Origin of the sequence: Neobacillus terrae (assembly GCF_011393025.1) — a bacterium.
Taxonomy (GTDB): domain Bacteria; phylum Bacillota; class Bacilli; order Bacillales; family Cytobacillaceae; genus Neobacillus_A; species Neobacillus_A terrae.
Genome location: NZ_JAAOEO010000020.1, coordinates 18,724 through 42,141 on the forward strand (window position 1 = coordinate 18,724; position 23,418 = coordinate 42,141).

Sequence of the window (23,418 nt, forward strand, 5' to 3'; positions counted from 1 at the left end):
GAAGTCATACTTTTTGGTTAGAATAAATGGAAGAGAAAAAGGTAATTTGAGAAAGAGGAGGAGCGCAGTGAAGAAACAAAACCATCCACTGGACAAGCGGTTTGAGATTGCCCACAGGGAAGCTTTGATCGGAGTTATACTTGTTATCTTCAACTTTATATGGTGGTATGGCTTCGCCTATGGCCTAGGTTCTAAAAAAGTGGAAGACTATACATATGTTTTGGGATTGCCAGCTTGGTTTTTTTATAGCTGTATTGCAGGCTTTGTCTTAATGGTCATTATTGTTATTTTTACAGTTAAATATCTATTTAAAGATGTTCCCTTTGAAGAGGAAGGGGGAGGAAGCAAGTGAACTGGGCTGTTATTACACCATTGATTGTTTTTTTAATTATTATTTTTGCAGTGGGGCTGTGGTCAAATAAATCAGTCCTGACAACGAACTCGTTTCTTGAGGAGTACTTCCTGGGAGAACGACAAATGGGCGGCTTTATTTTAGCGATGACGATGGTTGCTACTTATGGAAGTGCCAGCAGTTTTATAGGAGGTCCTGGAGTAGCCTATAACCAGGGACTCGGCTGGGTGCTTCTTGCAATGGCACAACTTGCAACTGGGTATTTCGTATTAATGGTATTGGGGAAGAAATTTGCGATCATTGCCCGTCAATATAAAGCAATTACCCTCATCGATTTTCTTAAAGAGCGTTATCACAGTAAAGCTGTCGTAATAATATCCGCTGGGAGTATTATTATCTTTCTATTTTCATCTATGACAGCGCAGTGGATAGGCGGTGCCCGGCTAGTGGAAAGTCTGACTGGGATGCCTTATACGACCGCGCTTCTAATATTTGCTTTTTCTGTCCTGGTCTTTGTTATTGTAGGAGGCTTTCGTGCAGTTGCCCTGACAGATACGATTCAGGGTGTTGTTATGTTTATGGGAACACTGATTCTGCTAATTGCGACAATCAAAGCAGGAGGGGGAGTTTCAAAAATTATCTCAGACCTGGCAGCTGAAAATCCTAATTTAATCAGTCCTTTTGGAGCAGGAAGGACACTGACTCCTTCCTACGTATCTTCCTTTTGGATATTAGTTGGCGTAGGGGTAGTCGGGCTGCCTCAAATTACTGTTCGTGCGATGTCCTATAAAAATTCAAAAGCAATGCATAATGCAATTATTATTGGTACCATTGTTGTTGGTTTTATTATGCTAGGGATGCACTTAATAGGTGTTTTTGCCCGGCCAGTTCTTCCTGGAGTGAAGGTTGGCGATACGGTCATGCCATTACTATCAATGAAAGTCTTACCGCCTGTTGTCGCAGGGATTGTCCTTGCTGCACCAATGGCAGCCATTATGTCTACAGTTGATGCATTGTTAATTTTGGTAAGCTCCGCACTTGTAAAGGATATTTACTTAAATTACATCAAGCCTAATGCCGGAGACCAGCAAGTGAAAAAGGTGAGCTTTAGTGTGACAGCAATCACTGGAATCCTTGTGATTTTGCTTGCCCTGAGCCCTCCAGATTTAATTATTTGGCTGAACCTTTTTTCATTTGGAGGCCTTGAATCCGTTTTTATATGGCCTGTTATTTTCGGATTGTATTGGAATAAAGGAAATAAGAATGGAGCCATTACATCCATGATTTTGGGGATGGGCTCGTACATTTTATTAGATCGTTTTTATCCAAATGCCTTTGGTCTCCATACGGTGGTAATTCCGATTGTGCTATCCTTTGCTGGTTTTATTGTTGCCAGCCTGGTTATGCCACAAAAGGAAGCAGTGAAAGAGTTAAAAGTTTAGACAATGAAAAAACCCTGCCCAAAAGGCAGGGTTTTTCTATGGCTTTAACCGCTGTTGGCCTATCCACCAATCAATGTGGTCTAAATCAAAGACAAGCATTTTGTTGATAGGACTAAGATGAGGTATGTCCTTCTTTAGCACAAGATTATGGATATCCTCCTCGGTAAGGGGATAATCTACAGATGTAAGATAAGCGATTAATTTTTTAACACCATAGACCTTCCTCATATAATCACCTCCCACAAAGCTCCCTTTATTCTAAAGAACAAAGAAAACTCAGCGCCAGGTACTACACGAAGAAAAGGTTAATTATATATACCCCAAATAAGCCATTTACAACCCTGCTAAGTTGCCGTTATAAAAATAACGCGATCCCCATTTGGGATTCCGCTGATATGGATCTTATTCTTCTTCCTCTTTATTAAACCAGAGCGGGTCGTTATTATCGACTTCGCCGTTATAGTTGATAAGGATTTCTTCACCGGCTTTTATATCCTTGTAAGCAAAAAAGTCGAAGGTATGGTTATCGAAGTTAATATCATAAACTGCATTAGGAGTATACGAATGGTTAAACAGCATTCCATAGCCAAGCAGAATGGCTGTATGGTTAATACCATACTCGAAAGCATAATCAGCCAACAGTGTCTTTTCGATATGTTCATGCTGTTCGTTTGGATAAGCAATTACTGGTGCTTCATGAATTAATTCACCTTTTTTAATATCCCTTTTTGCAAATACACCTCTATTAAATTCCCCATCACTAAGTTTCGAAGTTTTTATTTCAATCATTTTCTACACCTGCACATTCATTTCGATTTTCAATATACTCTTATTAGCTTGACAGGTGAGAGAGAGAAAAGCAACTTTTTATTTTTGCCATATAGTGAATTTGGGCCTATTACCCTAAAAGAAGAAGTGGTGTTATTCGTCTGAAGAACCAATAGTGTTAATTTTGTTTTCCTCTTTCTTGTTGTTTTTTAAAAAGAAGGTATATGGCTGATCTGAACCTGTCATTATTTTATATACATAGGAGGAAGTAACCTTGCAGCCTTCAGTAATTTTTTCAGCAAGGTAATTAGTTCTCTCATAAAGAATAGAACGAATGGTATTGATTTGCCTGAAGATTTTTTCGCTTAAGGCTTCTTGTTTTTCCAGCCGTACAAGCACATCGTTTTGGAACTCTTCCTGTTTTAAAAGATTCTCTGCCATTTGTTTTTGAACAACAGTTTGCTCCTTAAGCTGCTCAGAAATTACATTCTGCAGTGCTTCCTGCTTTTCAAGCCGGTAAGAAATCTCCTTGGTTGCCTGTTTTTGAATAGTCAGCTGTCCGGCGACATTCTCCTTAAATTTACTTTCCTCTTTTAGGAGGCCATGGAGCACTATATTTTTTTCCGCAATCGACTTTAACCATTCCAGCATTTGAGCTTCAAAATCAGTATGCTGGCTGCTTTTGTTTTTAAGCTCGTTTAGCTTATCACTGATTTCTTTCCATTGGCTGGCCTGTAAAAACTCTTGCTCCAGATTATGATTCTTTAAATGTTCAAATGAATGCCTAAGAGCAGAGCTTGCTTCCTGCTGCTGCTGAAGGAATTGTGATAAATAATCTATTCTTTCGACTTCCTGATTGGGTTCTTTGAGAAACTGGGGATTTTTAAATACAGTGGGGTGCTCATTTTTATTAATAAATAAACCCATTGTACGAGTTCCTCCCTCTTATATTTTGTACTAATACCATATGCAAGTTATCACAGGTATGGGTGGGTTTAGGTGGGTGAGTTAACAGCCCAATCTGTTAATTTTATTGCCTATTTTGTTCTTATATTTTTTAAGGATACACAGGGTTAAATGATTGTAAAGGGAATCTGTTACACTCGTCCAATAGGCATTTAAGAGTTCCTTCATACGGTTTTTATATCAGGGAACTAGTTCAAAGCTCTTGGAAAACAAGCTGGCAAGACTTGCATTGAGGCATGAGGGAGAAGGTTGGCAGTAGTAGGTCCTCAGAAAGCGGGCGGATTCCTTTTCTGTTTCTATTGAGCAGTTTTAAACTTTCATTTATCCTTTTTTTGCGTATAATCCTCATAAGCTGAAATAGAAAACTCTTCAGCAACTTTTGTAGATGGGTGACACAAGGATTATCATCACTTTTGAACGCCTCAACGATTACATTAACAAGCACTAGAAAAGTATTATTAATTGCAGCAAGGGGTCTTATTATGGATTTAATAACGGGAAAGGTAATAGAAATCTCAATTTTCCTGCTGCTCATTACATTAATCGAAACTTTAGCCTATTCAAGCAGAACTTCAGGAGCAAGGGTGAAATTAATTGCTACTGCCGTTTCGCTTTTTAGCACATTAGTAATTATTTCAAGATTTCCGACGATGATTCAGCAGCCTCTCACGGCGAAACTTATCGCTGAAGCACCTAGTACGAACAAACTAACTGTTCTTGAAGAACAATATAGAATATTGATAGGGGTAACCTCGTTAGGAGTATTGCTCGGAATTCTTCTGTTTCCTACTTTTATCATTATTTTTTAAAGAGCGATTGTTCAATTATCCAATGAAAAGGGATCAGTGGTTTCACTAATACTAAAAAACTTTAATTTTTCAGATGGCAAGAAAATTATAAAATGCTTCAGAGCTCCTAAGATTTCATATCTTAGAGGAATTACATTAAAGACGATTCCAAAAAGAATTTTTGTTTTAAATGTTATTATTTCAGCCGTCTTTACAATCGGCGTTCTTTCTTCTATTTACGGTTCTACCCTTGTTCCCAGAGATTATTCTCAGGCAGCTTCAATGTCATCGGGCATTATTAGGTATCGCAACGATCTTATTAACATTGTTTATTGATCCGAAAGCCTCTGTTCTGGCTGACAAGGTAATAAAAAGACAAAGCAGTTATATTTACTTAAAAAGTTACTCGCTGACAATGATAAGTTTCAAAATTAGTTGGAACCCTTTTGGCTCAGCTGCTTTTCATTCCTGCTGCCTATTATGTGGCCTGGTTTGCAAAGTGGATACAAAAAAAGGACCCCGGGGGTCCTTTTTCGTTTATTTATGCCTGGTTAGGTTGTGAAACTCTGTTTAGCTCGCCTGCTTTTCTTCCATGCAGGAAGTAGTAGAGGAATAGACAGATAAATATTACAACTGCCATGAATACATACATTCCTCTAAAGCCCAGATGTGGGATAAGGAATCCTAAAATAAATGGTCCAATACCTATACCGGCGTCAAGGAAGATATAGAAGGTGGAGGTTGCTAAACCAATACGATTTTTTGGTGATACTTTAATTGAAATAGCTTGTGCACTTGAAGAAAAAGTTCCGTATCCAAGACCAACAAGTGCTCCTGCAAGCAATAAAACCCAACCCTCATGTGCCTGGCTAAGCACAGCCAAAGCAACAGCAAAGAACAAGAAGGATGGATACATAACAACATTTTCACCTTTCGTGTCAAACCAACGGCCGGTAAAAGGTCTTGATACCAGGATAAAGACAGCATATACAATGAAGAAAAAGCTACCGACATCGACCAGATTAATTTCTTTCGCATAGGAGGTAAGGAAGGAAAGAATGCTTGAATAACCCAGTGCAATAAAAAAGGCAATAACTGAAATAGGGACAGCCTTTGCTTCAAAGAAACTATAAAGCGATATACCTTGCATTTTTGCAAGCTGTTCTTCAGTTAATTCTAATTTAGGCACTTTTACAAAGAAAATCGCTACAAAACTAAAGGCTAATAGAACTGTACAAATAGTAAAGTTCATATTAAATCCCGCATGCTCTCCAACATACATTCCAAGGAATGGGCCGATAGCAGCGGCAAGAGTAACACTTAAAGCATAATAACCTGTACCTTCACCACGGCGTTCATTAGGAATGATTTTTGCCACGATGGTTCCTGTTGCAGTAGAAGCCACTCCAAGAGCTGCACCATTTAAAAAGCGGTTTACATAAAGGAAGCCCATACTGTTTACGAGGAAATACAAACAAGTAGTTATTAGAAATAGAATAAATCCTATATAAAGTGTTTTTTTCCAGCCGATTCGGTCAATTGATTTACCTACAAAAAGCCGCGCAAGCAGTGTGCCTATAACGAAAATACCTGAAGCAAGACCCGCCTGGCTAGGCGTGGCATGGAATCTTTCAGTAGCAAAAACGGTGATGGCTACCATTAATAAATAAAAAGTAAAATAAAGAAAAAAGTTAGCCGTGGAGATAATTAAGAAGTCTTTGGTCCACAATTTAGGTTTATTCATGTTTTCCTCCCTCAATGTTGATAAGGTTTTTTCTGATTTTTGGAAGAACATCAAAAGCAGCTGTCTGTTCCTCTTTCGTAATATCCATCATTACTTTGTACTCTAGCTCTGTTATTTTTTCACGGCAGGCCTTATATATTTCCTCGCCCCTGGATGTCAGCTTGATAATTTTTTCCCGTTTGTCTTTGCCTGGGACAACCTCAAGTAATAGCTTTTCCTGCAGGCGCTGAACGTTCCTCGTTATGGTTGGCTTTTCGATATTATAATGTCCTGATATATCGACGAGCGTAGAGGGACCGTTATTTTTCACATAAAAAATAACCTGCCATAAAGAATAGGATAGGTCATAATCATCAAGCAATTCATTTAATTTACTGATTAATGGCCGGTATAACATTAAAAAACGCTGGAAAAAGCCCTGCATATCAACCCTCCTGAACCGAATAAACAAATAGTTACCTTAGGTAACTAATATTTCACTTTCCCAATTCTACTCTTATTGACGGTCATGTCAAGTAGATTGCCCAAAAAGTAATAGACAATCCTCACTGAAACTGGAAAAATAGGAAGTGCGAGGGAGTAAAGGAGGATCTTTATGTTTTTGAAAAATATAACGTATTTAAATAGAAACTTTCATTTTGAAAAGGGAAGCTTTGGAATAGATGAAGGAAAAATTAATATCGCTGCGGTTGAGGGAAATTATGAAACAGTAATGGACTGCAGCGATTATCTTGTTATTCCAGGTTTAGTGAATGCCCATTTTCATAGCTATTCGTCCATTGCAAAGGGTTTGATGAGGGAAATGCCCATTCAGGAATGGTGCAATGACAGCGAGCAGGGGCAGCTTCAAAATCACCTTTTCAATTACTTGGATACAAAAGCAACAAAAGAAGAGTTTGTGTTAATTGGACAGCAAAGTTATGTTGAAATGGTTAAAAATGGGGTGACGTTTGTAAGTGACGGAGATCCAGGGGATTATCCGGAACTATTGGCTGACGGAATAAATGAATTAGGCATTCGCGGAATTGTGGATACGCATGGAAAGATTGCTAATTATGCTGGGAAAGTTAATCGCAATGTTTGTTATGGAACTCATTTGCTTGAGGAAGAAGATATAACAGAAGAAAGTTTGGCGGCACTTGAAAAATTAAAGGAGCAATATCCTTCTGAAATTATATTTACGCATTGTATGGAAAACAGCTGGAGAAAAGAGATTGTGTATTCCAACTTCGGAAAGTCCAGTGTGGAGCTCTATCATGAGCGTGATTTACTCGATGAAAAAACGGTTCTTTACCATGGTGTACACATGTCGGAAAAAGATATAAGGCTTGTAGCTGAGAATAGCACCTCTATAGTGCACTGTCCTATTTCAAATCTTTGGTCTGGGGCAGGGCAGGCAAATGTAAAAGAAATGCTCAGGAAAAAGGTTAATGTATGCCTTGGCACAGATTACGCACATACAGATATGTGGGAAGTGATGCGTATGGCCTATTATTTGCTAAAGCTAAATACCGATGTAAATGAGTTCTCAGCAGAGGATATTTTTAAAATGGCGACCTTTAATGGGGCAAAAGCATATGGACTAGATGGTGAAATCGGATCCGTTCAGGACGGTAATAAAGCAGACCTTGTCTTTATAAAAAAGGATCATTCGCTTTATCCTTTAGTTAAGAAGGGAAGCTTCTCGAACTATCTGCATAACATCTTAACCAATACACAAAAAGAATCCATCATGCATGTGATGGTTGAGGGTAAGTGGATCATGTATGATCGAAAAGTATTGACTATAGATGAAAAAAAGATAAAGGAACATTATGAAAAAATGATAGGGAAGATTTTTTCCGATATAGCAGAAGCAATTTAATTTTTTCTGCTGCTCGGTATACCATTTAAGGGCCACTAAGAAAGAAGGTACTGGTGATGGGCTAACTAAAGCATAATTTCCAATCATGACACCAAATTTGCCAGCTTGCTCTTTTGGTACCGGGAGTCATCCGAGATCGGCAAATCAAAAAATAAAGAAAATTTCAATTGAAAAATACTAACCATACCGAAAAGTAAAAGGGAGAGATCGTAATAAAGATCCTCCCTTTTTATTTATTTTCTTGATTCCTGGTCTTCTTCATCACTTCTGACATCAGGTCTCACAGGTGTTAAAAGATTGGAAATAGCGGGCTGGTATTGAAGTTGCATATCCATCGGTCCCTGGCCGTCAACACCAGTATCAGAAAGGATAGGTGTATATGCGTTTGGTGCAGCAGTTGGGTAATCCTGATTCTCCATTCCTTCGGTCATTTTTGTTTCTTTACCGTTATTTTCATTACCGCTGTTCTGGCTTTGGTTTTCTAATTTAACAGGATGAAATTCATTAGAAACTTCAGTTTGATATTTCTGACCCATTTCACCTTGACCAGGATCTTGGCTAAGACCGCTGCTATACTCCAGGCCAGCAGGTTTGGAGCTTTCAGAAGCATTTGATTGATACTGCTGTTTACCTTGTCCTTGCCCCTGGTTTTGCTGGCCTTCCCGTTTATTATATAAAATTAATGGTGTTAAATCACCGGAAGCTTCGGTTTGATACGATAAGTTTTCTGATCCTTGGCGATAATTTTGAATTTCATTATGAAGTGGTTCCTTTTTTAGACTTACAGGTCTTAATTCCCGGGAGGCTTCTGTCTGATATTGAGGACGCATCTGTTTTGGTCCTTGATTGCGTTGCTCAGAAGCTTGCTCCATATCTGTATCGGGAACAAAACGGTGGAAGAAATATTCAAAAACTGCCACGCCAAGTGCTGAAATAAGTGAAGCTGAAAATATGTTATCGATTGTGGTCATATTTGCAGCAACAAACCAGACGACTACAAAGGCCAATACAAAGTCGGCAATAGTGGCCATTAGGTTGGTGGATCTTTGTAAAATAAATAAGTCACCCAAAACGTAACCAACAAGTCCAAGAATGATCGTTGCAGTTAAAATATCACCAAAACTCATATTGTAGAACAAGCCAAGGATTAGCCCCAGAACTGAAAGAGTTGCAATAAATTTGATAGCAAATGCTAATGCATGACGCATGATGAAAGAACCTCCTTTTTTGTAGTTTTGTACAGGTATCAGCCGTTTATTCTAATCAATACAAACGTAAAAAAAGGAAAGAGAAAAATTCCCACCTAAAAAAAGACATTTTGCTTCTCTAAACGACAACAATAAAGTAAAATTTATTTTTGATTGTAAGAGGGGGAATTTAGAAATATGAAAAGCAGGGTTTCAGTAATGTTTAGTATTGTTCTTGCCATGCTGGTGGCTTCAATTGATACAACGATCATGAACACCACGATGCCAGTTATTGCAAAAGAACTGGGGAGATTTGATTTATATGCATGGTCATTTGCTTCCTATATGATTACAAGCACCATCCTTTCACCCGTAGCAGGGAGGCTTTCGGATTTATTTGGAAGGAAGAAAGTGTTCGCTTCAGGAATTATACTATTTTTATTCGGGTCACTTTTATGCGGCCTTTCCGGAAGCATGGTCCAGCTCGTTATTTTCCGTGCCATTCAAGGGATAGGAGCAGGATTTATGATGCCATTCCCAGCTATTATTGCTGGTGACTTATTCCCTGTAGAAAAGAGAGGGAAAATCCAGGCCTTATTTACAGCAATGTGGGGGCTTTCTGCCGTTCTTGCACCGCTGCTTGGTTCATTCTTCGTCGAGTATATGACATGGAGATGGATTTTCTTTGTTAATTTACCGGTATGCTTAGTAGCCTTTTTAACATTAATGCCATACCAGGAACATTACGAACCAAAAAAAGCGAGTGTCGATTATCTCGGTGCAATTCTTTTTGCGGCGGGTGTTACCTTCCTTCTATTGGATACAGTAGTAAAAGAAAATCGAGTCTTATACTTCATAATCGGAGCAGTTATTCTTGTGATTTTTTACTTTTATGAGAAAAAACAAGTCTCACCTATTGTTCCGCTCACCATGTTTAAAAATAAAATGATTTCGCGAATCAACTTGAACGCCTTTATAGGGACGGTTGCGTTATTCGGAACATCAAGTTTCATTCCATTATTTCTGCAGAATGTAAAACATCTTTCTTTATTTATGAGCGGTGTAGCGTTACTTGGAACAGCGATTGGCTGGATGGCTGCTGCTGTACCTGCAGGAAAGTGGATTTTAAAATATGGATATCGTATTTTATTAATAATCGGTAATGCTCTGTTGTTCCTGTCCGGGATCCTTTTAACTCTATTAAATGAGGATCATGGTTTCTGGTTCGTGTTCGCAGTTATGATCGTTCAGGGTCTGGCTTTCGGCTTACTGACAACAGTGGGCGTCATTGGGGTTCAGCAGCTGGTTGGAGGACATGAAAAAGGTATTTCGACTTCATTCTTTATGTTCTGCCGAAACATGGGAACAGCTATAGGTGTGACCGTAATGGGAGCACTTTTAACAGCAGGCTCCAGTTTCATGATTGGAATCCATCATATATTTATTTTTGGCTTTATAGGAAGTATTTTTGCTCTGCTCACGGCATTTTTAGTACAGAGGCAAAAACAGTCTGTTCCTGCCTAAATTAGAAAAGACCTTTCCCTAATGGGAAGGTCTTTTCTAAGCTAATCAGTTATATCCATAACTTCTGAACGCATAAGAGAAACTAAGGCATCCGCAAAGGACATGGCGAATGCAAGTTTCTCTAATGTTTATTTATTCTCTGTATTTGCTGCTTCCTCCAGTTTTCTTGCATTTTCAAGCCCCGTATCACTAAACGAGTTGTCACTATTCAATTGGCCGCCATTCGGACCGCCATCCATACCCTTATTATTTCGATCTTCTGATTGAAGATCATTTCTAACTTCTGCCATTATTATTCCTTCTTTCCGTAAGGATTATTCTTCCCAAAGTTTAAAAGGGGTATAGACCTTGTTCCCTGAGATTTGCCTATGCAGGATTGGTTTTTTAAAAAGATTTTCTGATTCTTTTATGCCTATTTCTTCTCGATGACGAGCTCTGATGCTAATTCCGAGAATCTCTTCATATATTTTCGGCACGGTGTAGTTCCTCCCTTTTTGTTGATAAGATTATTTTTTCCTGTTTAGATTGTAAAAATGTACAGTAATGGAAAAAACGAAATGAATAAATTATTAAAATACTTTTGTGAGTAATAAAAAAACTTTTCGAAGTAAACCTATTGCATTTTAGAGTAAAATATATTACCTTTAAAAGTAAGAGGAGGTGAAAATATGGAAAATTTGAGATTAAATGTTTCTTTATTAAGAAAAAAGGTGCCAAACCTAACGAGTGCCGCCAGATCAGTAGGATTACGTCCTGCCACAGTCTCTAATTTATGTACAGGAAAAATTCCCATAGGTCGAGCGGAAGTTCGGACTTTAGCTGCACTTGCAGAATTGGCCCAATGCAGTTTGGATGAGCTCGTAATAAGAGGGGAGAGTGTGGAGATGATTGAAACTAAAATTAAAACGCTTGATTTGTTCGCACCTATTGTGAAGGGAGGGACTGTCGGTTTAATCGCAAGATATGGAATGGGCCAGCTTGTTATTCTAGCTGAATTATTCCATAGGCTCAAGAAAGAAGGCTACGCAGTGATTTTGCTTCAGCCTCAGGATAATCACCCTGAACTGGATGATATTAAAGATGAAACAGATGTTGTAGTAAATTCAATTGATGAAGCTTTTGAGAAAATCTCAGATTTCGGTGCAACAAAGGATATTATTTTTACTGCAGATCGTTCCCATGTTCTGACGGGTGAAATATATAATCTTCAGGAACAAATACAAAATGCTAACATTCAATCCGTAACAACCTTCCTTCTTGACTTAAAGGGAGAGTCCGTGGATGACGAACTTCCTTACGGCCCGCTAGAGACACTTTGGCAATTTGACGCAGACCTCGCAGCCAGACATAAATTTCCTGCCGTAAACCCCATTTATTCTACTTCTTCAGTTCTGGAGGGGGCAAGTCTCGATCAAAAGCACCTTTCCATCCAACAAAGAGCTCAAAAATTATTAAGACGCTATCGGGAATTATGGTCCTTAGTTAATGTAAAAGGGCTAAATGGAATCCCAGCCTCAGAGCTTCAGACTTATAACCGGGGTGAAAGACTGGAAGCATATTTGACACAGCCGTTTTATGTGGCAGAAGCTTTTACCGGAAAAAAAGGGGAGTCTGTAGAACTTAAAGATGCACTAAGTGATGTCCAAAAAATTTTAGATGGAGAAAAAGATTTTGAGGATCTAAATTCTTTAAATTATATAGGCAGTCTTTAATTATTAATTTGGATTAACTTCCCCGCTCATTTATGAGCGGGGTTTTTATGTAATTTTATTTTTTTGTATTTTAATTAGTACAGTTATTAAATATGTGATGCTAGGTAAATATGATATAATCATCTAAATGAATGAATAAGAGATGTAGAAATACGGGGGAGCGTAACAGTGCAACCATTAGAAAAAATTGCAGAATATTTAGTAGAGAATGCAGCAGACATTAGCAGAAAAATAGTTGATTATAATGTTGGTAAATTAGAGATAGATCTTCCAGATGAAGTTGTTGAGAGAGCTGTGACCACCAATGGTGAATTTTTGGAGTTCATTGGTCATACTTTGGAGTTAAACGAAGAAACAGCAGCAAAAAGGTTTTTGGAATGGTACAAAAAAAATCAGCAGCAAACTCAAGCAGAAGTTAATTTTCAAGTGGATGACATCTCCGCTTTAATAAAGCCTTATGCCGCGGTGCGGATGCAGCTGGTAAAGATGCTAACAAAGATTTCTATAGAGCAAGGCCTGTCTACAGAAGAGGTAGTATTTGTGAATAATCGTACTAGTTACTTTCTGGATTTGAGTATCACTCAGACGATTATTGAACGGGAACGCTTATCGAAAGAATCTAAACAAAAGAGTAAAAGGGTTATTACTGAATTATCATCACCTATTGTTCCGATTCAAAATGGTATGGCCATTCTGCCCCTAATTGGTGAGCTGGATTTAGATCGAAGCAATCATATCATGAATAGTGTAATTCCTAAGATAAGTCAACAGAAAATAAAGTGTTTGATCATTGATTTCTCCGGAATGCTTACAATTGATGAGGAAGTTGCGGGTTTAATTTTTAAAATTCACCGTGTATTAAAACTTCTGGGTGTAGAGTCTATGTTTACAGGTATCCGCCCAGACCTGGCTACATTAGTTGTAAATGCGGGTATCGACTTTTCATCCTTAAAAACCTTCGGGAATGTACAACAAGCTATCTTTAGCAAGGCAGAGTAACGCGAAAAAGCACTCATAATATAATGAGTGCTTTTTCAATATTAAAAAAAGACCCTAAAATAGAGTCTTTTGTAGTGGTTAAAATTAGATTAAGCTTTACGAACGTTAGCTGCTTGCGCGCCACGTTGACCTTGCTCAACATCAAAAGTCACTGATTGACCTTCTTCTAAAGTTTTGAACCCTTCGCCTTGGATCGCTGAGAAATGAACGAATACATCGTCTCCACCTTCGCGCTCGATGAATCCGAATCCTTTTTCGCTGTTAAACCATTTTACTTTACCATTTTCCATTTTTGTTGCCTCCTAGTGTGTTTTACACACAATGTGTTACTATCCTTGCTCTCAGTGATCATTAAGACGAAAAGTTTGTACTTATACTATCCTTTACACCGAACAAAAATAATTCTTCCTAAGAATAACATTAATTTTGATGGATTACAAGCGATAACATGAGTTATTTTTCTAAAGATCATTTGACTGGAATTAAAATAAGCGCTGAGGTTTTCCTCAGCGCTTTCAATCATGGCTTAGTAAAAACAAGAGCAGCCAACGATAATTAAAAGGATGAATAATACTACAATCAGGGCGAAACCTCCGCCAAAGCCGTATCCGCATCCTCCATAACCGTAACCACCAAAACCGCCGCAACCGCCGTAGAACATATACAACACCACCTTTCATATGGGTCTTTATACCATATGCAAAGAGGGCAGAAGAGATATAGGCAGGAGCGGAGTGTCAAAAGAGAAATATTTTGAAGTAACGAACGTAAAAATGCAAAATCGTAATGGTTTTCCCTTTCTTTTAAGTCTTTTTGATTATACCATATATATCCAGGAAATATCACCCTATTTCTCTATACTGATTTAAGGTTAAATGGAGAATAGGGGGTGGAAAGAAGAATGATTGACTATCGTATAAGGTATATATCGGGTTATACAGCGAAAATTGGCGACCTAGTTTCCATGTTGGAGCACACAAGGGCAGTTACTTTAAGTGGCCTGCAAGGATTAAGCAAGGAAGACCTGGATTATGTGCTCGATGAAAGTTCGAACACTATTGGGTCCCTTTTAATGCATATTGCCTCAATTGAATTTGTACATCAAATTATTACTGCTGAAGACAGGGATATTAACGAAGAAGAACGTAGAGAATGGGGAACAGCTCTCGAGCTTGGAAATCAGGCTAGAGAAAAGTTTCGTGGATACTCGCTTGATTACTATTTTAATCGTTTAGCATCTATCAGGGACAATACTTTGACATTGTTAAAAACTCAGGACGACCAGTGGCTCACGGAAACAAAGAATTGGGAAAATGGCCTTCCATATAACCATTACTGGATGTGGTTCCATGTTATGGAGGATGAAATAAATCACCGCGGTCAAATTCGAATGATTAAGAGGTTATTGGAGAATAGAAAGGTAAAATGACAGGGGAATCATATGTTGATCTTAAAAAGAAACGCGCCACTCTTTTTTATTTTTGCTGTCCTGCTATGTTCCATTTTCGCTCAGGTTTCTGATGATTTAATTAGACTTTTCAGTCTGAAAGCGATCTCCATTTGGGATGAACGGATGTGGATTACACTCTTTCGAGCGTTTATGACAAAATATCGTATTAATCTTCATTGGTAAAAATAGGTCCTATAATATAAATTTGTACCTTACTTGTTTAATCATAAATACATTTCTTGCATTTTATTATTTTTACTATCAGATCCTCTGGAACCCCGGGGAATTTCAATTGTTCTAAAAGCAAATTGACTGCCATGGGCAGTTCTTATTTTTAGCCAGGAAGGTATATAAATTTCTTAGGCGAATTATTAATTAAAACGAAAATAGGAGGTTTGTAAATTGCTATTTCCTAAGTCGAGATTTGCCACTATTAATGGAATGGAAGTTCATTTTTCAGAATGGGGAGATACACAAAACCCATCTGTTGTTTGCTGGCATGGATTAACCAGAAACGGGCGGGATTTTGATATTCCTGCCCGGCATTTAGCAGAGGAGTATCATGTCATTTGCCCGGATACAATAGGGCGAGGATTGAGCCAGTGGAGTTCTTCTCCAGAAAAGGATTATAGTTTTGAAACATACAGCAATTTGGCAATTGGATTACTTGACCACCTAGGAATCCAACAAGTTCGCTGGGTCGGTACGTCAATGGGCGGAGCGATTGGTATACGTATTGCCGGAACCACAGAATATGAAAATCGTATTAGTCATTTAGTATTGAATGACATAGGAGCTGGGGCTTCTGAAAATGCTGTCCAGGATATTGAAGGAATTAAACGTATTATCAGTTATGTAGGTTCCCCGCCGCAATTTAAAACTTTTACGGAGCTAGTGAAATATTATCAAACGATATATGTTACCTTTGGACTTTCAAATGAGCAGGAGTGGGTTGATTTTACCCAATTTTCATGCAGACGAAGGGATGGGGGAGGTATAAGTCCTGATTATGATCCCAACATTTCATTGCAATTTAAGCATACAGAAGATTTAGAGCTCTGGAACCATTGGAAAGCCATCCAATCTAAAACTCTTCTTATCCGTGGAGAAATTTCCGATGTACTGCCGCTTGACGTAGCAGAAAAAATGGAACAGAAAGAGAACTGTAAACTAGTGACACTGCCAAAGCTAGGTCATGCTCCTGCTTTAAATACAGAGGATCAAATTTCGTTAATCGAAAACTTTTTGAGATAATACATCAGTGTACGTGACTCCTAAAGAATTTTGTAAAATTCCATAATACGCGGAAAAGCATGCTGATTTTGGCATGCTTTTTATTTTATCAGGTTAAATGCATCCCTTATTGAACAATGATCTTGAAGGACATTGGGCCGGAGTGTATTTTTTCCTGTTATCCCGTTTTAAAGGCCTATTTTTTATTTACCTGACGCCCGCTTTTTTTCTGGCTCTGTGACTTCGAGTTACCAATTTGAAAATCACTTCCTAATTCAATGTCATTTCTATTATCCTGTTTCTCGATTTGTTCTCTTGTTTGATCCTTATTTTGTCTGCCTTGCTTTGACAACCGTCATCATCTCACTTTCAAAATTTAATCGTTTTTAATATGCTCATTTTGATTATAAAAATCTCACTAAATTCGTGTTTTTGAGGAAGTGATCATAAATGATACAAATACGGTTGCCAAAGCTATAAAACGTCCTGCTTGAGAACAAAGATCAATATATCAAGTAAAAGTGCTTATTGAGAATGAAGAGAGAGATTGAGATTTTACACGCGATTTCAGTAGTTTACGCGCCGATTGATGGATCTTACGCGCGGGATTGACGCAGCTTACACGCAGCTTCGGGTAGTTTATGCGCCGTTCCTGCATAAGAATATTCTCAAAAACACTAGTTGCAATTTTTAAATTGAAGCCCTTTCAATTATCCGTGTCACATGACGAACAGCGACGCCTTTAACATCAGTAATACAATTTTTTGAACCAGTTGCCATTATTTCGAATCTTCATCTGCCAAATCCTGGGCGGAGATCTAGGAAGTTTTGAGAGGCAAAACCTCGAACCTCTTCTTCTTTATAAAACTTTAGCAGCTCATTAATAAGGTTTTGGTGTTTAGAAGCGTCCTCCAGATTGGTAATAAAGGTGGTAATACCGTCAAAATCAGAACCCAGTCCAATTTGTTTCACTCCGCCAAGCGAACAGAAATGATCAATATGCCTAATTAAATCAGAAATTCCAGCTTTTCCGTTTTCAGTTATAAAAGGGGGATTAAAAACAACGTGGATGAGCCCGCTTTGTTGAAACATAGCTTTAGCTTGTTCATCGGTTAAATTGCGGAGGTGGTTACATAGTGATCGAGAGTTGGAATGACTGGCAATTGGGTATTTGGCTATATCCATTACATCCCAAAACGCTTTATCACTTAAATGGGATACATCGGTTAATATTTGATGTTCGTTATGAAACTCAACAATTTCTTTCCCAAAAAAGGTAAGGCCAGCACCGCGTGGCTCTCCCGCTCCATCAGCAGCCAAGTTTGCATTATTCCAGGTAAGTCCGACGGAACGAACTCCAAGCTGATAAAGAATATGTAATTTAGAAATATCATTCCCTATAGCATCAACGCCCTCAAGCGTTAACATAGCCCCAATTTGGCCAATTTTTAACTGGTCAAAGTCCGACCAGTTCTTTATATGGACCATATCAGGATTTTTCCCCAATACTTCCTTGTAAAAATAATCCACTTGACCTAATGCAGCTTGAAATTTTTGATCAGAAGGGATATCCGGATCGATAAAAATGGCGAAGCACTGAACCTTAACATTTCCCTTTTGCAATCTTGTTTTATTTGTTTCCAATTCCGGAGAGTTTAAAAAACTTAATGTTCCTTTAGCATCCTGCAATTTCATTAAGGCATCACAATGTAAATCAATTATATTCATCATCCTGTCCTCCTTTTTTATATAAGCTAATAAAATCTTAACATAAAATTTTAGGGGTCATAAATAAAACTCTAACATTTTCAAATGGGCGAATAACCATTCCTTTTTGGATATGGACACATACACTACCTTGTAATTATTTGAGGAGGAGAGATTAAAAATGGATAGACAATTAGGGAATATTGGTATGGGCACAGGCGGTTACCCTGGTACTGGCATAGAATCAAGCGGCTTTTCATCAGCCATGGGTGGAGGCTATCCAGGAATGGGAGCAGGTGGCTATCCAGGCTATGGAATGGGCCATGGAGGTTATCCAGGTTATGGCATGGGACATGGAGGCTACCCAGGCTATGGCATAGGACATGGAGGCTACCCAGGCTATGGAATGGGACATGGAGGATACCCATGCTATGGCATGGGACATGGAGGCTATCCAGGCTACGGCATGGGACATGGAGGCTATCCAGGCTATGGAATGGGACATGGAGGCTATCCAGGCTACGGAATGGGCCACGGAGGATACCCAGGTTATGGAATGGGATATGGCGGTTATCACCGGGACGATGAGATATTCTTAGGTTATTGATAATTCTATTATAAAAAGAACGAGCTAATAGATGATCATAGAAGGCCTCCTTTTTCAGGAGGTTTTTTATATTAATTAGGATCGTAATAAATAGGCTTCTCAACAGGCTTTTGGATTATTGTTAAAAGTTTAGCTTTGTACAGCTATATGACTCAAGCGGAAAGCAAGCACCTGATTCGAAACTCAACAGGACAAGTATAATTCAAAACCACACATTTTGTAGAAGATCCATTAAGTATAAAGTGTGAATATAAAAATCTTTTTTATTTGATTTATATCAAGTTTACAGCGAAAATAACTATGCGAAGTAGTTATTTTGAATATTAAGTATTCTCAAGAAGAAGTCAACTTAACTAAGGTAATGTAAATAGTAAAGGAGTGCTTGGTGTGAAACTTGTACAATTTAAAAAAAATAATGAAATCCGCCTTGGAGTAAAAACTGACTTAGGTGTATTGGATTTAAAAGATGCAGGAGGAAAGTTTGAGCAGCAAGTCCCTGAAAATATGCAGGAGTTAATTTCCTTGGGGCAAGATGGTATTCAAGCAGTAAATGCAGTCGTACAAAGAGCAGTTAATCAAGGAAATAAAGACAACTTTTTATTAGAGGGAGAGATCCACTTTGCCCCTGTTGTTTCTTCTCCGGATAAGATTATTTGTGTGGGTTTGAATTATATTAATCATGCAAAGGAATCGAAAATGGATGTACCAACATCTCCAATCTTATTTAGTAAGTTTAATAATGCCCTAGCCGCCCATGGAGAAACAGTTAAAATACCGCAATACGCAGAACAAATGGATTATGAAGCAGAGCTTGTTCTCGTTATTGGAAAAACTGCACAAAATGTTTCAGAGGAAGAAGCTCTAGCCTATGTGTTTGGTTACACTATAGGAAATGATGTTTCTGCAAGGGATTTACAGTTTAAAACGAATCAATGGTTACTAGGAAAAAGCCCTGATGGCTTTGCGCCAATCGGCCCTTTTTTAGTCACAAGCGATGAAATTGATCCAATGAATTTAACAGTGGAATGCAGAGTTAACGGGGAAGTACGGCAAAAGGGAAATACGAAGGACATGATTTTTAACTGTGCTGCTATTATTAGCTATGCTTCTAAGTATATGACACTAAAGCCTGGCGATATTATTTTTACCGGAACCCCCGATGGTGTTATTCTTGGATATGAAAAAGAAAAACAGAAGTGGCTTCAACCAGGAGATGTAATGGTTATTACTATTGAACCAATTGGAGAATTAAAAAACGTACTGCAATAGAAGGACAATTTAAATGGGGCAGACCCACATTAGCAACAGATTGTACTATGGAAATTTTATCAATGGAATATGGAAGGATTCGAATGAAAGTTTAGCCGTTTTTGATAAATATTCTGGTGAAGAAATAGCAACCATCGCTATAGCTTCTAAGGAGGAAGTTAGGGAAGCTGTTAAAAATTCTTATGAAACCTTTCAAGCTGCCAAACTTTCCCCGATGCAAAGATACGAAATTTTATTGAAAACAGTTGAGATTGTTAAACAAAGGAAGGAAGAATTAGCTTTAACTATTGTCGAGGAATCAGGTAAAGCGTTAAAAGATGCAAGGAGTGAAATTGACAGAGGAATACAAACTCTCATTGCATCTGCTGAAGAAGCAAAGAGGATTACGGGTCAGGGGATTCCTCTTGGACAGCCAGGTAATGATAATAAAATTGCTTTTACTATACGTGTCCCAGTTGGAGTTATCGGCGCAATTACTCCTTTTAACTTTCCATTTAACCTGGTTGTACATAAAATTGGGCTTGCCATTGCTGCAGGAAACACTGTGGTGTTGAAACCGGCAGAAAAAACACCAATTATATCTTGTTTACTTGTTGAAATATTTATGGAGGCGGGGCTGCCAAAAGGGTTTCTCAACCTTATTAATGGAAACGGACACACAACTGGTCAGTATATGCTGGAAGATGAACGAATTGCCATGTATACCTTTACAGGGAGCCCGCTAGTGGGACGCCAGATAAAAAATAATACTGGCATTCGTAAAGTAACATTGGAACTTGGCAATAACTCACCTAATATTGTCCATCATGATGCAGCGGATTTGGACAGGGCAGTGGAACTTTGTGTAACAAGAGGATTTTCAAATGCAGGACAAGCCTGTATATCGGTTCAGCGTGTCTATGTACATAAAGATATTTACCATGCATTCGTTGATAAAGCAATCCAGCTGACCGGAACATTAAAGGTTGGAGATCCCAAGGACCCAGAAACAGATATTGGCCCTTTGATAAGCGAAAAAGAGGCGATACGAGTAGAGGAATGGCTGCAGGAGCCAAGAGATAGAGGTGCCAGCATTTATGGAGGTGAAAGGGAAGGAGCTTTTTTGCATCCCGCAATTGTAACAAATGTCAGCAAAGATATGCGGGTCATATGTGAGGAAGTTTTTGCCCCTGTTATTGGTATTACTCCATACGAAACGATTGAAGAGGCTTTTGAAATGGCCAATGACACTCCATTTGGTTTGCAGGCCGGGGTATTTACATCCAATTTAAATATTGCAATGGAAGCCAGCCACAAATTAAATTTTGGCTGTGTGATTATTAACGATGTATCTACCTTCCGTGCAGATGTCATGCCATATGGGGGTGTAAAGGACAGCGGTGTAGGAAAAGAAGGTCCCCGTTTTGCTGTCCAGGAAATGACAGATGAACGAAATATTGTCATTAATTTATAGGCCTTGTTAAAGCTCATTGGTAATTGTAGAAGAGGAGGGTTTTTTTACTAAGATTCGGTGATTTGTCCCTAAAGCTGATTTCAGCAACATTTCCATAATTGAAACGGAAATTTTTCCGCGCAGGCCGGTCGGATGTTTAACTCGGACAGACCGTGGATAACCTTCATTCATTCAAAGAAGAACCAAACTCTCCAAGGCCGCTAGAAAAACATCTGTATTTAAAAGAAAAACTTTTAATGAGTTTTTTCACCTTTTATAGTAAAAACAGCTTTAATGATATGAAGAAAACAGAAAAAGCATGCCAACGCGGCATGCTTTTTTCACTTAACATGAATTAACCTCTTCAACCTTCGACAATGCCTCTGTGTCTGCAATAAGTGTCACGTTGGAATGAGGGCAGAGGGCGGAAGCTGGGAAGTCTTTATCAACCTTACCTTCAAGCAGCTTTTTAATGGCATCAGCCTTCTGGGCACCCGATGCTAATAAGATAATTTTTTTACTCTGGAAGATGGTGTTTATTCCCATAGTGATTGCTTTGGTGGGCACTTCCTCTATGCTTTGAAAAAAGCGGGCATTTGCCTGGCGGGTTGATTCGGTTAGAGAAACAATATGGGTTTTAGAATCAAAAGAAGTTCCAGGTTCGTTAAAACCGATATGTCCGTTTATTCCGATTCCAAGAATTTGCAAATCAATACCGCCCAAATCTGATATGAGCGAATCATATCTAGTGCACTCATTTTGCAAGTTTTCTGCAAGCCCATTCGGAATATGGGTACTTTCTAAAGGGATGTCGATGGAATCAAACAGGTTTTCTCTCATAAAAAAGTGATAACTGTTGGGATCGCTTGGAGCCAGACCAACATACTCATCAAGGTTAACGGTCCGAACCTCTTGATAGGAGGTTTTATTTTTTTTATGATCATCAATTAAAACCTGATACATTCCTTTAGGAGTACTCCCAGTTGCCAAGCCCAACAGGGTTCGGACATTTTCTTTAATAGTTTCTATTACAATATTTGCAGCCTTTTGACTCATTTCTTCATAATTTGAAACCTCTATTACATCCACACTGAACACCTCCTTATTTTTGATAAGCTATTTTCCCTCTGCACATCGTAAGCACAACATTATGATTTTCATCAAGGATGACTAAGTCCGCATCCTTTCCTTTGGCAATGCTGCCCTTTCTGTTAAAGATATTCAATTCTCTCGCAGGATTCCCCGACGTCATTTCGACTAAATCGATAAGATTTGCATCGGTAAATTTTATCATATGAGTAATGGCCTCATTCATTTTAAGAATACTGCCGGCAAGTGTACCATCCTTTAATTGAGCCTTGCCGTCTTGGACTGTGACTTCCTGCCCGCCAAGATCATAGATGCCATTTTTCAGGCATTTGGCACGGAGGGCATCTGTTATAAGGACAAGCCGCTCTTTTCCAAGCAGGCGGTAGGAGATGTTGACCATTTCGGGACTGACATGAATCGTATCAGCAATTAGTTCAGCCATTATCTCATCTCGTAAATAAACGGCACCAACAACGCCGGGCTCCCTGTGATGCAGGCCACGCATCTGGTTAAAGAGGTGGGTGGCATGGCTCACACCAGCTTCAACTGCTTCCATCACCTGCCGGTAGGTAGCTTCCGAGTGGCCGACGGAAGGGATAACTCCTATATCTTTTAGATACTTTGTTAATTCAATCCCGCCTTCTTGTTCAGGTGCTAGAGTAACGAGCCTGATATGCCCGGAAGCAAGTTCCTGCCACTTTTTAAAAGTGACGGTATCAGGGCTGGTAATAAATTGCTTGGGCTGTGCCCCTGCCATGTTAGGAGAGATAAAGGGACCTTCAAGATGAATTCCTAAAACCTCAGCTTTTCCTGGCTCATTATTTCTTTTAATAAATTGGGCAGCATTTTCAAGTGCTTTTTCAATGGCATCACTGCTTTGGGTGATAGTCGTGGCAAGAAAGCTTGTTGTTCCTTCACGGGGAAGTGTTTCAGCCATGACTGTTAAGGCTTCTTGTGTTGCGTCCATAGTATCTGCTCCACCCGCGCCGTGAATATGGACATCAATAAATCCAGGCATTAAAGAATAATGATCGGAAAAGGAAATGACCTCAAAATCTGCATCCTTTTCCTGGAGTGTATCTATCTCTCCAATTTCCGAAATAATGCCGTCTGAAACTATAAGATAAGCATTTTTAAGAGGTCCATTTTCACCATAAATCGTTACATCTTTTATAAGGAAAGATTTAGTCATTTTTCAAGCTCTCCTTCGTTTTTGTAAAAATATGCATAAATTACTAGTTTTAAACTGAATTTAATAATGGTTATGTTTGTCTTAAGAGGTTGG

Annotated in this window: 26 protein-coding genes and 1 pseudogene; 14 read left to right on the top strand and 13 right to left on the bottom strand. The window is 38.7% G+C overall.

Going from position 1 to position 23,418, the window contains the following annotated elements:
* The first annotated feature begins 67 nt into the window (after positions 1-67).
* Together G8761_RS20935 and panF are read left to right on the top strand one after the other, a co-directional pair.
* The gene (locus tag G8761_RS20935; protein WP_166029918.1) at positions 68-352 is read left to right on the top strand and encodes a DUF997 family protein; all 285 of its coding nucleotides are present in this window, start codon (positions 68-70) and stop codon (positions 350-352) included.
* Positions 349-1,794: a sodium/pantothenate symporter gene (gene panF, locus G8761_RS20940; protein ID WP_166029919.1), complete on the top strand. Its 1,446-nt coding sequence runs from the start codon at positions 349-351 to the stop codon at positions 1,792-1,794. Before G8761_RS20935 ends, panF begins: the two co-directional genes overlap by 4 nt.
* Before the next feature lie 36 nt (positions 1,795-1,830).
* On the opposite strand, the gene G8761_RS20945 is transcribed toward panF, so the two are convergent.
* The 3 genes from G8761_RS20945 to G8761_RS20955 all read right to left on the bottom strand — a co-directional run bounded on the left by G8761_RS20945 (position 1,831) and on the right by G8761_RS20955 (position 3,489).
* Complete coding sequence (locus G8761_RS20945) at positions 1,831-2,022, bottom strand: hypothetical protein (RefSeq protein ID WP_166029920.1); 192 nt, start codon at positions 2,020-2,022, stop codon at positions 1,831-1,833.
* A 174-nt stretch (positions 2,023-2,196) separates the two neighbouring features.
* On the bottom strand, positions 2,197-2,583 hold the full coding sequence (locus tag G8761_RS20950) for an SET domain-containing protein (protein ID WP_166029921.1): 387 nt from the start codon (positions 2,581-2,583) through the stop codon (positions 2,197-2,199).
* Positions 2,584-2,715: 132 nt separating this feature from the next.
* Positions 2,716-3,489 (bottom strand): hypothetical protein, encoded by a 774-nt coding sequence (locus G8761_RS20955; protein WP_166029922.1) that lies wholly within the window; start codon positions 3,487-3,489, stop codon positions 2,716-2,718.
* 521 nt (positions 3,490-4,010) lie between these two features.
* On the opposite strand from G8761_RS20955, the pseudogene G8761_RS20960 reads away from it, so the two are divergent.
* Both G8761_RS20960 and G8761_RS27720 read left to right on the top strand, forming a co-directional pair.
* Positions 4,011-4,677 (top strand): annotated as a pseudogene (locus G8761_RS20960) (lipid II flippase family protein); the annotation flags it as partial.
* 85 nt (positions 4,678-4,762) lie between these two features.
* Positions 4,763-4,921: a hypothetical protein gene (locus tag G8761_RS27720; RefSeq protein ID WP_275940730.1), complete on the top strand. Its 159-nt coding sequence runs from the start codon at positions 4,763-4,765 to the stop codon at positions 4,919-4,921.
* Here G8761_RS27720 and G8761_RS20965 read toward each other — a convergent pair.
* Positions 4,858-6,060, bottom strand: a complete 1,203-nt coding sequence (locus tag G8761_RS20965; RefSeq protein WP_166029923.1) for an MFS transporter — start codon at positions 6,058-6,060, stop codon at positions 4,858-4,860. The genes G8761_RS27720 and G8761_RS20965 overlap by 64 nt on opposite strands.
* Positions 6,053-6,484 (bottom strand): MarR family winged helix-turn-helix transcriptional regulator, encoded by a 432-nt coding sequence (locus tag G8761_RS20970; protein ID WP_166029924.1) that lies wholly within the window; start codon positions 6,482-6,484, stop codon positions 6,053-6,055. Before G8761_RS20970 ends, G8761_RS20965 begins: the two co-directional genes overlap by 8 nt.
* A 171-nt stretch (positions 6,485-6,655) precedes the next feature.
* Here G8761_RS20970 and G8761_RS20975 point away from each other — a divergent pair, with 171 nt between their 5' ends.
* Complete coding sequence (locus G8761_RS20975) at positions 6,656-7,924, top strand: amidohydrolase family protein (RefSeq protein ID WP_166029925.1); 1,269 nt, start codon at positions 6,656-6,658, stop codon at positions 7,922-7,924.
* A gap of 233 nt (positions 7,925-8,157) precedes the next feature.
* Here G8761_RS20975 and G8761_RS20980 read toward each other — a convergent pair whose 3' ends face one another.
* Positions 8,158-9,132, bottom strand: coding sequence for a YndM family protein (locus G8761_RS20980; RefSeq protein ID WP_166029926.1), 975 nt, complete (start codon positions 9,130-9,132; stop codon positions 8,158-8,160).
* Positions 9,133-9,309: 177 nt separating this feature from the next.
* Here G8761_RS20980 and G8761_RS20985 point away from each other — a divergent pair, with 177 nt between their 5' ends.
* Positions 9,310-10,635: an MFS transporter gene (locus G8761_RS20985; protein WP_166029927.1), complete on the top strand. Its 1,326-nt coding sequence runs from the start codon at positions 9,310-9,312 to the stop codon at positions 10,633-10,635.
* 128 nt (positions 10,636-10,763) lie between these two features.
* On the opposite strand, the gene G8761_RS20990 is transcribed toward G8761_RS20985, so the two are convergent.
* Both G8761_RS20990 and G8761_RS20995 read right to left on the bottom strand, forming a co-directional pair.
* Positions 10,764-10,925: a hypothetical protein gene (locus G8761_RS20990; protein ID WP_166029928.1), complete on the bottom strand. Its 162-nt coding sequence runs from the start codon at positions 10,923-10,925 to the stop codon at positions 10,764-10,766.
* A gap of 24 nt (positions 10,926-10,949) precedes the next feature.
* Positions 10,950-11,111 carry a hypothetical protein gene (locus tag G8761_RS20995; RefSeq protein WP_166029929.1) on the bottom strand — a complete coding sequence of 54 codons (162 nt, stop codon included), beginning with the start codon at positions 11,109-11,111 and terminating at the stop codon, positions 10,950-10,952.
* A gap of 192 nt (positions 11,112-11,303) precedes the next feature.
* On the opposite strand from G8761_RS20995, the gene G8761_RS21000 reads away from it, so the two are divergent.
* Together G8761_RS21000 and G8761_RS27935 are read left to right on the top strand one after the other, a co-directional pair.
* A complete protein-coding gene (locus tag G8761_RS21000; protein ID WP_166029930.1) occupies positions 11,304-12,347 on the top strand; it encodes a P-loop NTPase family protein in 1,044 nt (347 codons plus the stop codon).
* Between the two features lie 168 nt (positions 12,348-12,515).
* The gene (locus tag G8761_RS27935) at positions 12,516-13,346 is read left to right on the top strand and encodes an STAS domain-containing protein (protein ID WP_166029931.1); all 831 of its coding nucleotides are present in this window, start codon (positions 12,516-12,518) and stop codon (positions 13,344-13,346) included.
* Between the two features lie 89 nt (positions 13,347-13,435).
* Here G8761_RS27935 and G8761_RS21010 read toward each other — a convergent pair whose 3' ends face one another.
* Complete coding sequence (locus G8761_RS21010) at positions 13,436-13,636, bottom strand: cold-shock protein (protein WP_027322764.1); 201 nt, start codon at positions 13,634-13,636, stop codon at positions 13,436-13,438.
* Positions 13,637-13,872: 236 nt separating this feature from the next.
* Complete coding sequence (locus G8761_RS21015) at positions 13,873-14,007, bottom strand: YjcZ family sporulation protein (RefSeq protein ID WP_166029932.1); 135 nt, start codon at positions 14,005-14,007, stop codon at positions 13,873-13,875.
* Positions 14,008-14,247: 240 nt separating this feature from the next.
* Between G8761_RS21015 and G8761_RS21020 the strand changes: the two genes are divergently transcribed.
* The 3 genes from G8761_RS21020 to G8761_RS21030 all read left to right on the top strand — a co-directional run bounded on the left by G8761_RS21020 (position 14,248) and on the right by G8761_RS21030 (position 16,050).
* On the top strand, positions 14,248-14,775 hold the full coding sequence (locus G8761_RS21020; RefSeq protein WP_166029933.1) for a DinB family protein: 528 nt from the start codon (positions 14,248-14,250) through the stop codon (positions 14,773-14,775).
* Positions 14,776-14,787: 12 nt separating this feature from the next.
* Entirely contained in the window at positions 14,788-14,979 is a 192-nt protein-coding gene (locus G8761_RS21025) for a hypothetical protein (RefSeq protein ID WP_166029934.1), read from the top strand.
* Positions 14,980-15,198: 219 nt separating this feature from the next.
* A complete protein-coding gene (locus G8761_RS21030) occupies positions 15,199-16,050 on the top strand; it encodes an alpha/beta fold hydrolase (RefSeq protein WP_166029935.1) in 852 nt (283 codons plus the stop codon).
* Between the two features lie 771 nt (positions 16,051-16,821).
* Here the strand turns inward: G8761_RS21030 and G8761_RS21035 are convergent.
* Positions 16,822-17,757 carry a dipeptidase gene (locus tag G8761_RS21035; protein WP_166029973.1) on the bottom strand — a complete coding sequence of 312 codons (936 nt, stop codon included), beginning with the start codon at positions 17,755-17,757 and terminating at the stop codon, positions 16,822-16,824.
* Positions 17,758-17,917: 160 nt separating this feature from the next.
* Between G8761_RS21035 and G8761_RS21040 the strand changes: the two genes are divergently transcribed.
* The 3 genes from G8761_RS21040 to G8761_RS21050 all read left to right on the top strand — a co-directional run bounded on the left by G8761_RS21040 (position 17,918) and on the right by G8761_RS21050 (position 21,065).
* Entirely contained in the window at positions 17,918-18,343 is a 426-nt protein-coding gene (locus G8761_RS21040) for a hypothetical protein (protein ID WP_207789292.1), read from the top strand.
* A 387-nt stretch (positions 18,344-18,730) separates the two neighbouring features.
* On the top strand, positions 18,731-19,612 hold the full coding sequence (locus G8761_RS21045; RefSeq protein WP_166029936.1) for a fumarylacetoacetate hydrolase family protein: 882 nt from the start codon (positions 18,731-18,733) through the stop codon (positions 19,610-19,612).
* Between the two features lie 13 nt (positions 19,613-19,625).
* On the top strand, positions 19,626-21,065 hold the full coding sequence (locus tag G8761_RS21050) for an aldehyde dehydrogenase family protein (RefSeq protein WP_166029937.1): 1,440 nt from the start codon (positions 19,626-19,628) through the stop codon (positions 21,063-21,065).
* 324 nt (positions 21,066-21,389) lie between these two features.
* On the opposite strand, the gene nagB is transcribed toward G8761_RS21050, so the two are convergent.
* Complete coding sequence (gene nagB / locus G8761_RS21055) at positions 21,390-22,133, bottom strand: glucosamine-6-phosphate deaminase (RefSeq protein ID WP_166029938.1); 744 nt, start codon at positions 22,131-22,133, stop codon at positions 21,390-21,392.
* A gap of 13 nt (positions 22,134-22,146) precedes the next feature.
* On the bottom strand, positions 22,147-23,325 hold the full coding sequence (gene nagA / locus G8761_RS21060; RefSeq protein ID WP_166029939.1) for an N-acetylglucosamine-6-phosphate deacetylase: 1,179 nt from the start codon (positions 23,323-23,325) through the stop codon (positions 22,147-22,149).
* Positions 23,326-23,418 lie beyond the last annotated feature (93 nt).

Coding starts and splice junctions, on each gene's coding strand:
- G8761_RS20945 (WP_166029920.1), bottom strand. CDS start 2,022: ATGAGGAAGGTCTATGGTGTTAAAAAATTAATCGCTTATCTTACATCT.
- G8761_RS20950 (WP_166029921.1), bottom strand. CDS start 2,583: ATGATTGAAATAAAAACTTCGAAACTTAGTGATGGGGAATTTAATAGA.
- G8761_RS20955 (WP_166029922.1), bottom strand. CDS start 3,489: ATGGGTTTATTTATTAATAAAAATGAGCACCCCACTGTATTTAAAAAT.
- G8761_RS20965 (WP_166029923.1), bottom strand. CDS start 6,060: ATGAATAAACCTAAATTGTGGACCAAAGACTTCTTAATTATCTCCACG.
- G8761_RS20970 (WP_166029924.1), bottom strand. CDS start 6,484: ATGCAGGGCTTTTTCCAGCGTTTTTTAATGTTATACCGGCCATTAATC.
- G8761_RS20975 (WP_166029925.1), top strand. CDS start 6,656: ATGTTTTTGAAAAATATAACGTATTTAAATAGAAACTTTCATTTTGAA.
- G8761_RS20980 (WP_166029926.1), bottom strand. CDS start 9,132: ATGCGTCATGCATTAGCATTTGCTATCAAATTTATTGCAACTCTTTCA.
- G8761_RS20985 (WP_166029927.1), top strand. CDS start 9,310: ATGAAAAGCAGGGTTTCAGTAATGTTTAGTATTGTTCTTGCCATGCTG.
- G8761_RS20990 (WP_166029928.1), bottom strand. CDS start 10,925: ATGGCAGAAGTTAGAAATGATCTTCAATCAGAAGATCGAAATAATAAG.
- G8761_RS21000 (WP_166029930.1), top strand. CDS start 11,304: ATGGAAAATTTGAGATTAAATGTTTCTTTATTAAGAAAAAAGGTGCCA.
- G8761_RS21010 (WP_027322764.1), bottom strand. CDS start 13,636: ATGGAAAATGGTAAAGTAAAATGGTTTAACAGCGAAAAAGGATTCGGA.
- G8761_RS21015 (WP_166029932.1), bottom strand. CDS start 14,007: ATGTTCTACGGCGGTTGCGGCGGTTTTGGTGGTTACGGTTATGGAGGA.
- G8761_RS21020 (WP_166029933.1), top strand. CDS start 14,248: ATGATTGACTATCGTATAAGGTATATATCGGGTTATACAGCGAAAATT.
- G8761_RS21025 (WP_166029934.1), top strand. CDS start 14,788: ATGTTGATCTTAAAAAGAAACGCGCCACTCTTTTTTATTTTTGCTGTC.
- G8761_RS21035 (WP_166029973.1), bottom strand. CDS start 17,757: ATGAATATAATTGATTTACATTGTGATGCCTTAATGAAATTGCAGGAT.
- G8761_RS21040 (WP_207789292.1), top strand. CDS start 17,918: ATGGATAGACAATTAGGGAATATTGGTATGGGCACAGGCGGTTACCCT.
- G8761_RS21050 (WP_166029937.1), top strand. CDS start 19,626: ATGGGGCAGACCCACATTAGCAACAGATTGTACTATGGAAATTTTATC.
- nagA (WP_166029939.1), bottom strand. CDS start 23,325: ATGACTAAATCTTTCCTTATAAAAGATGTAACGATTTATGGTGAAAAT.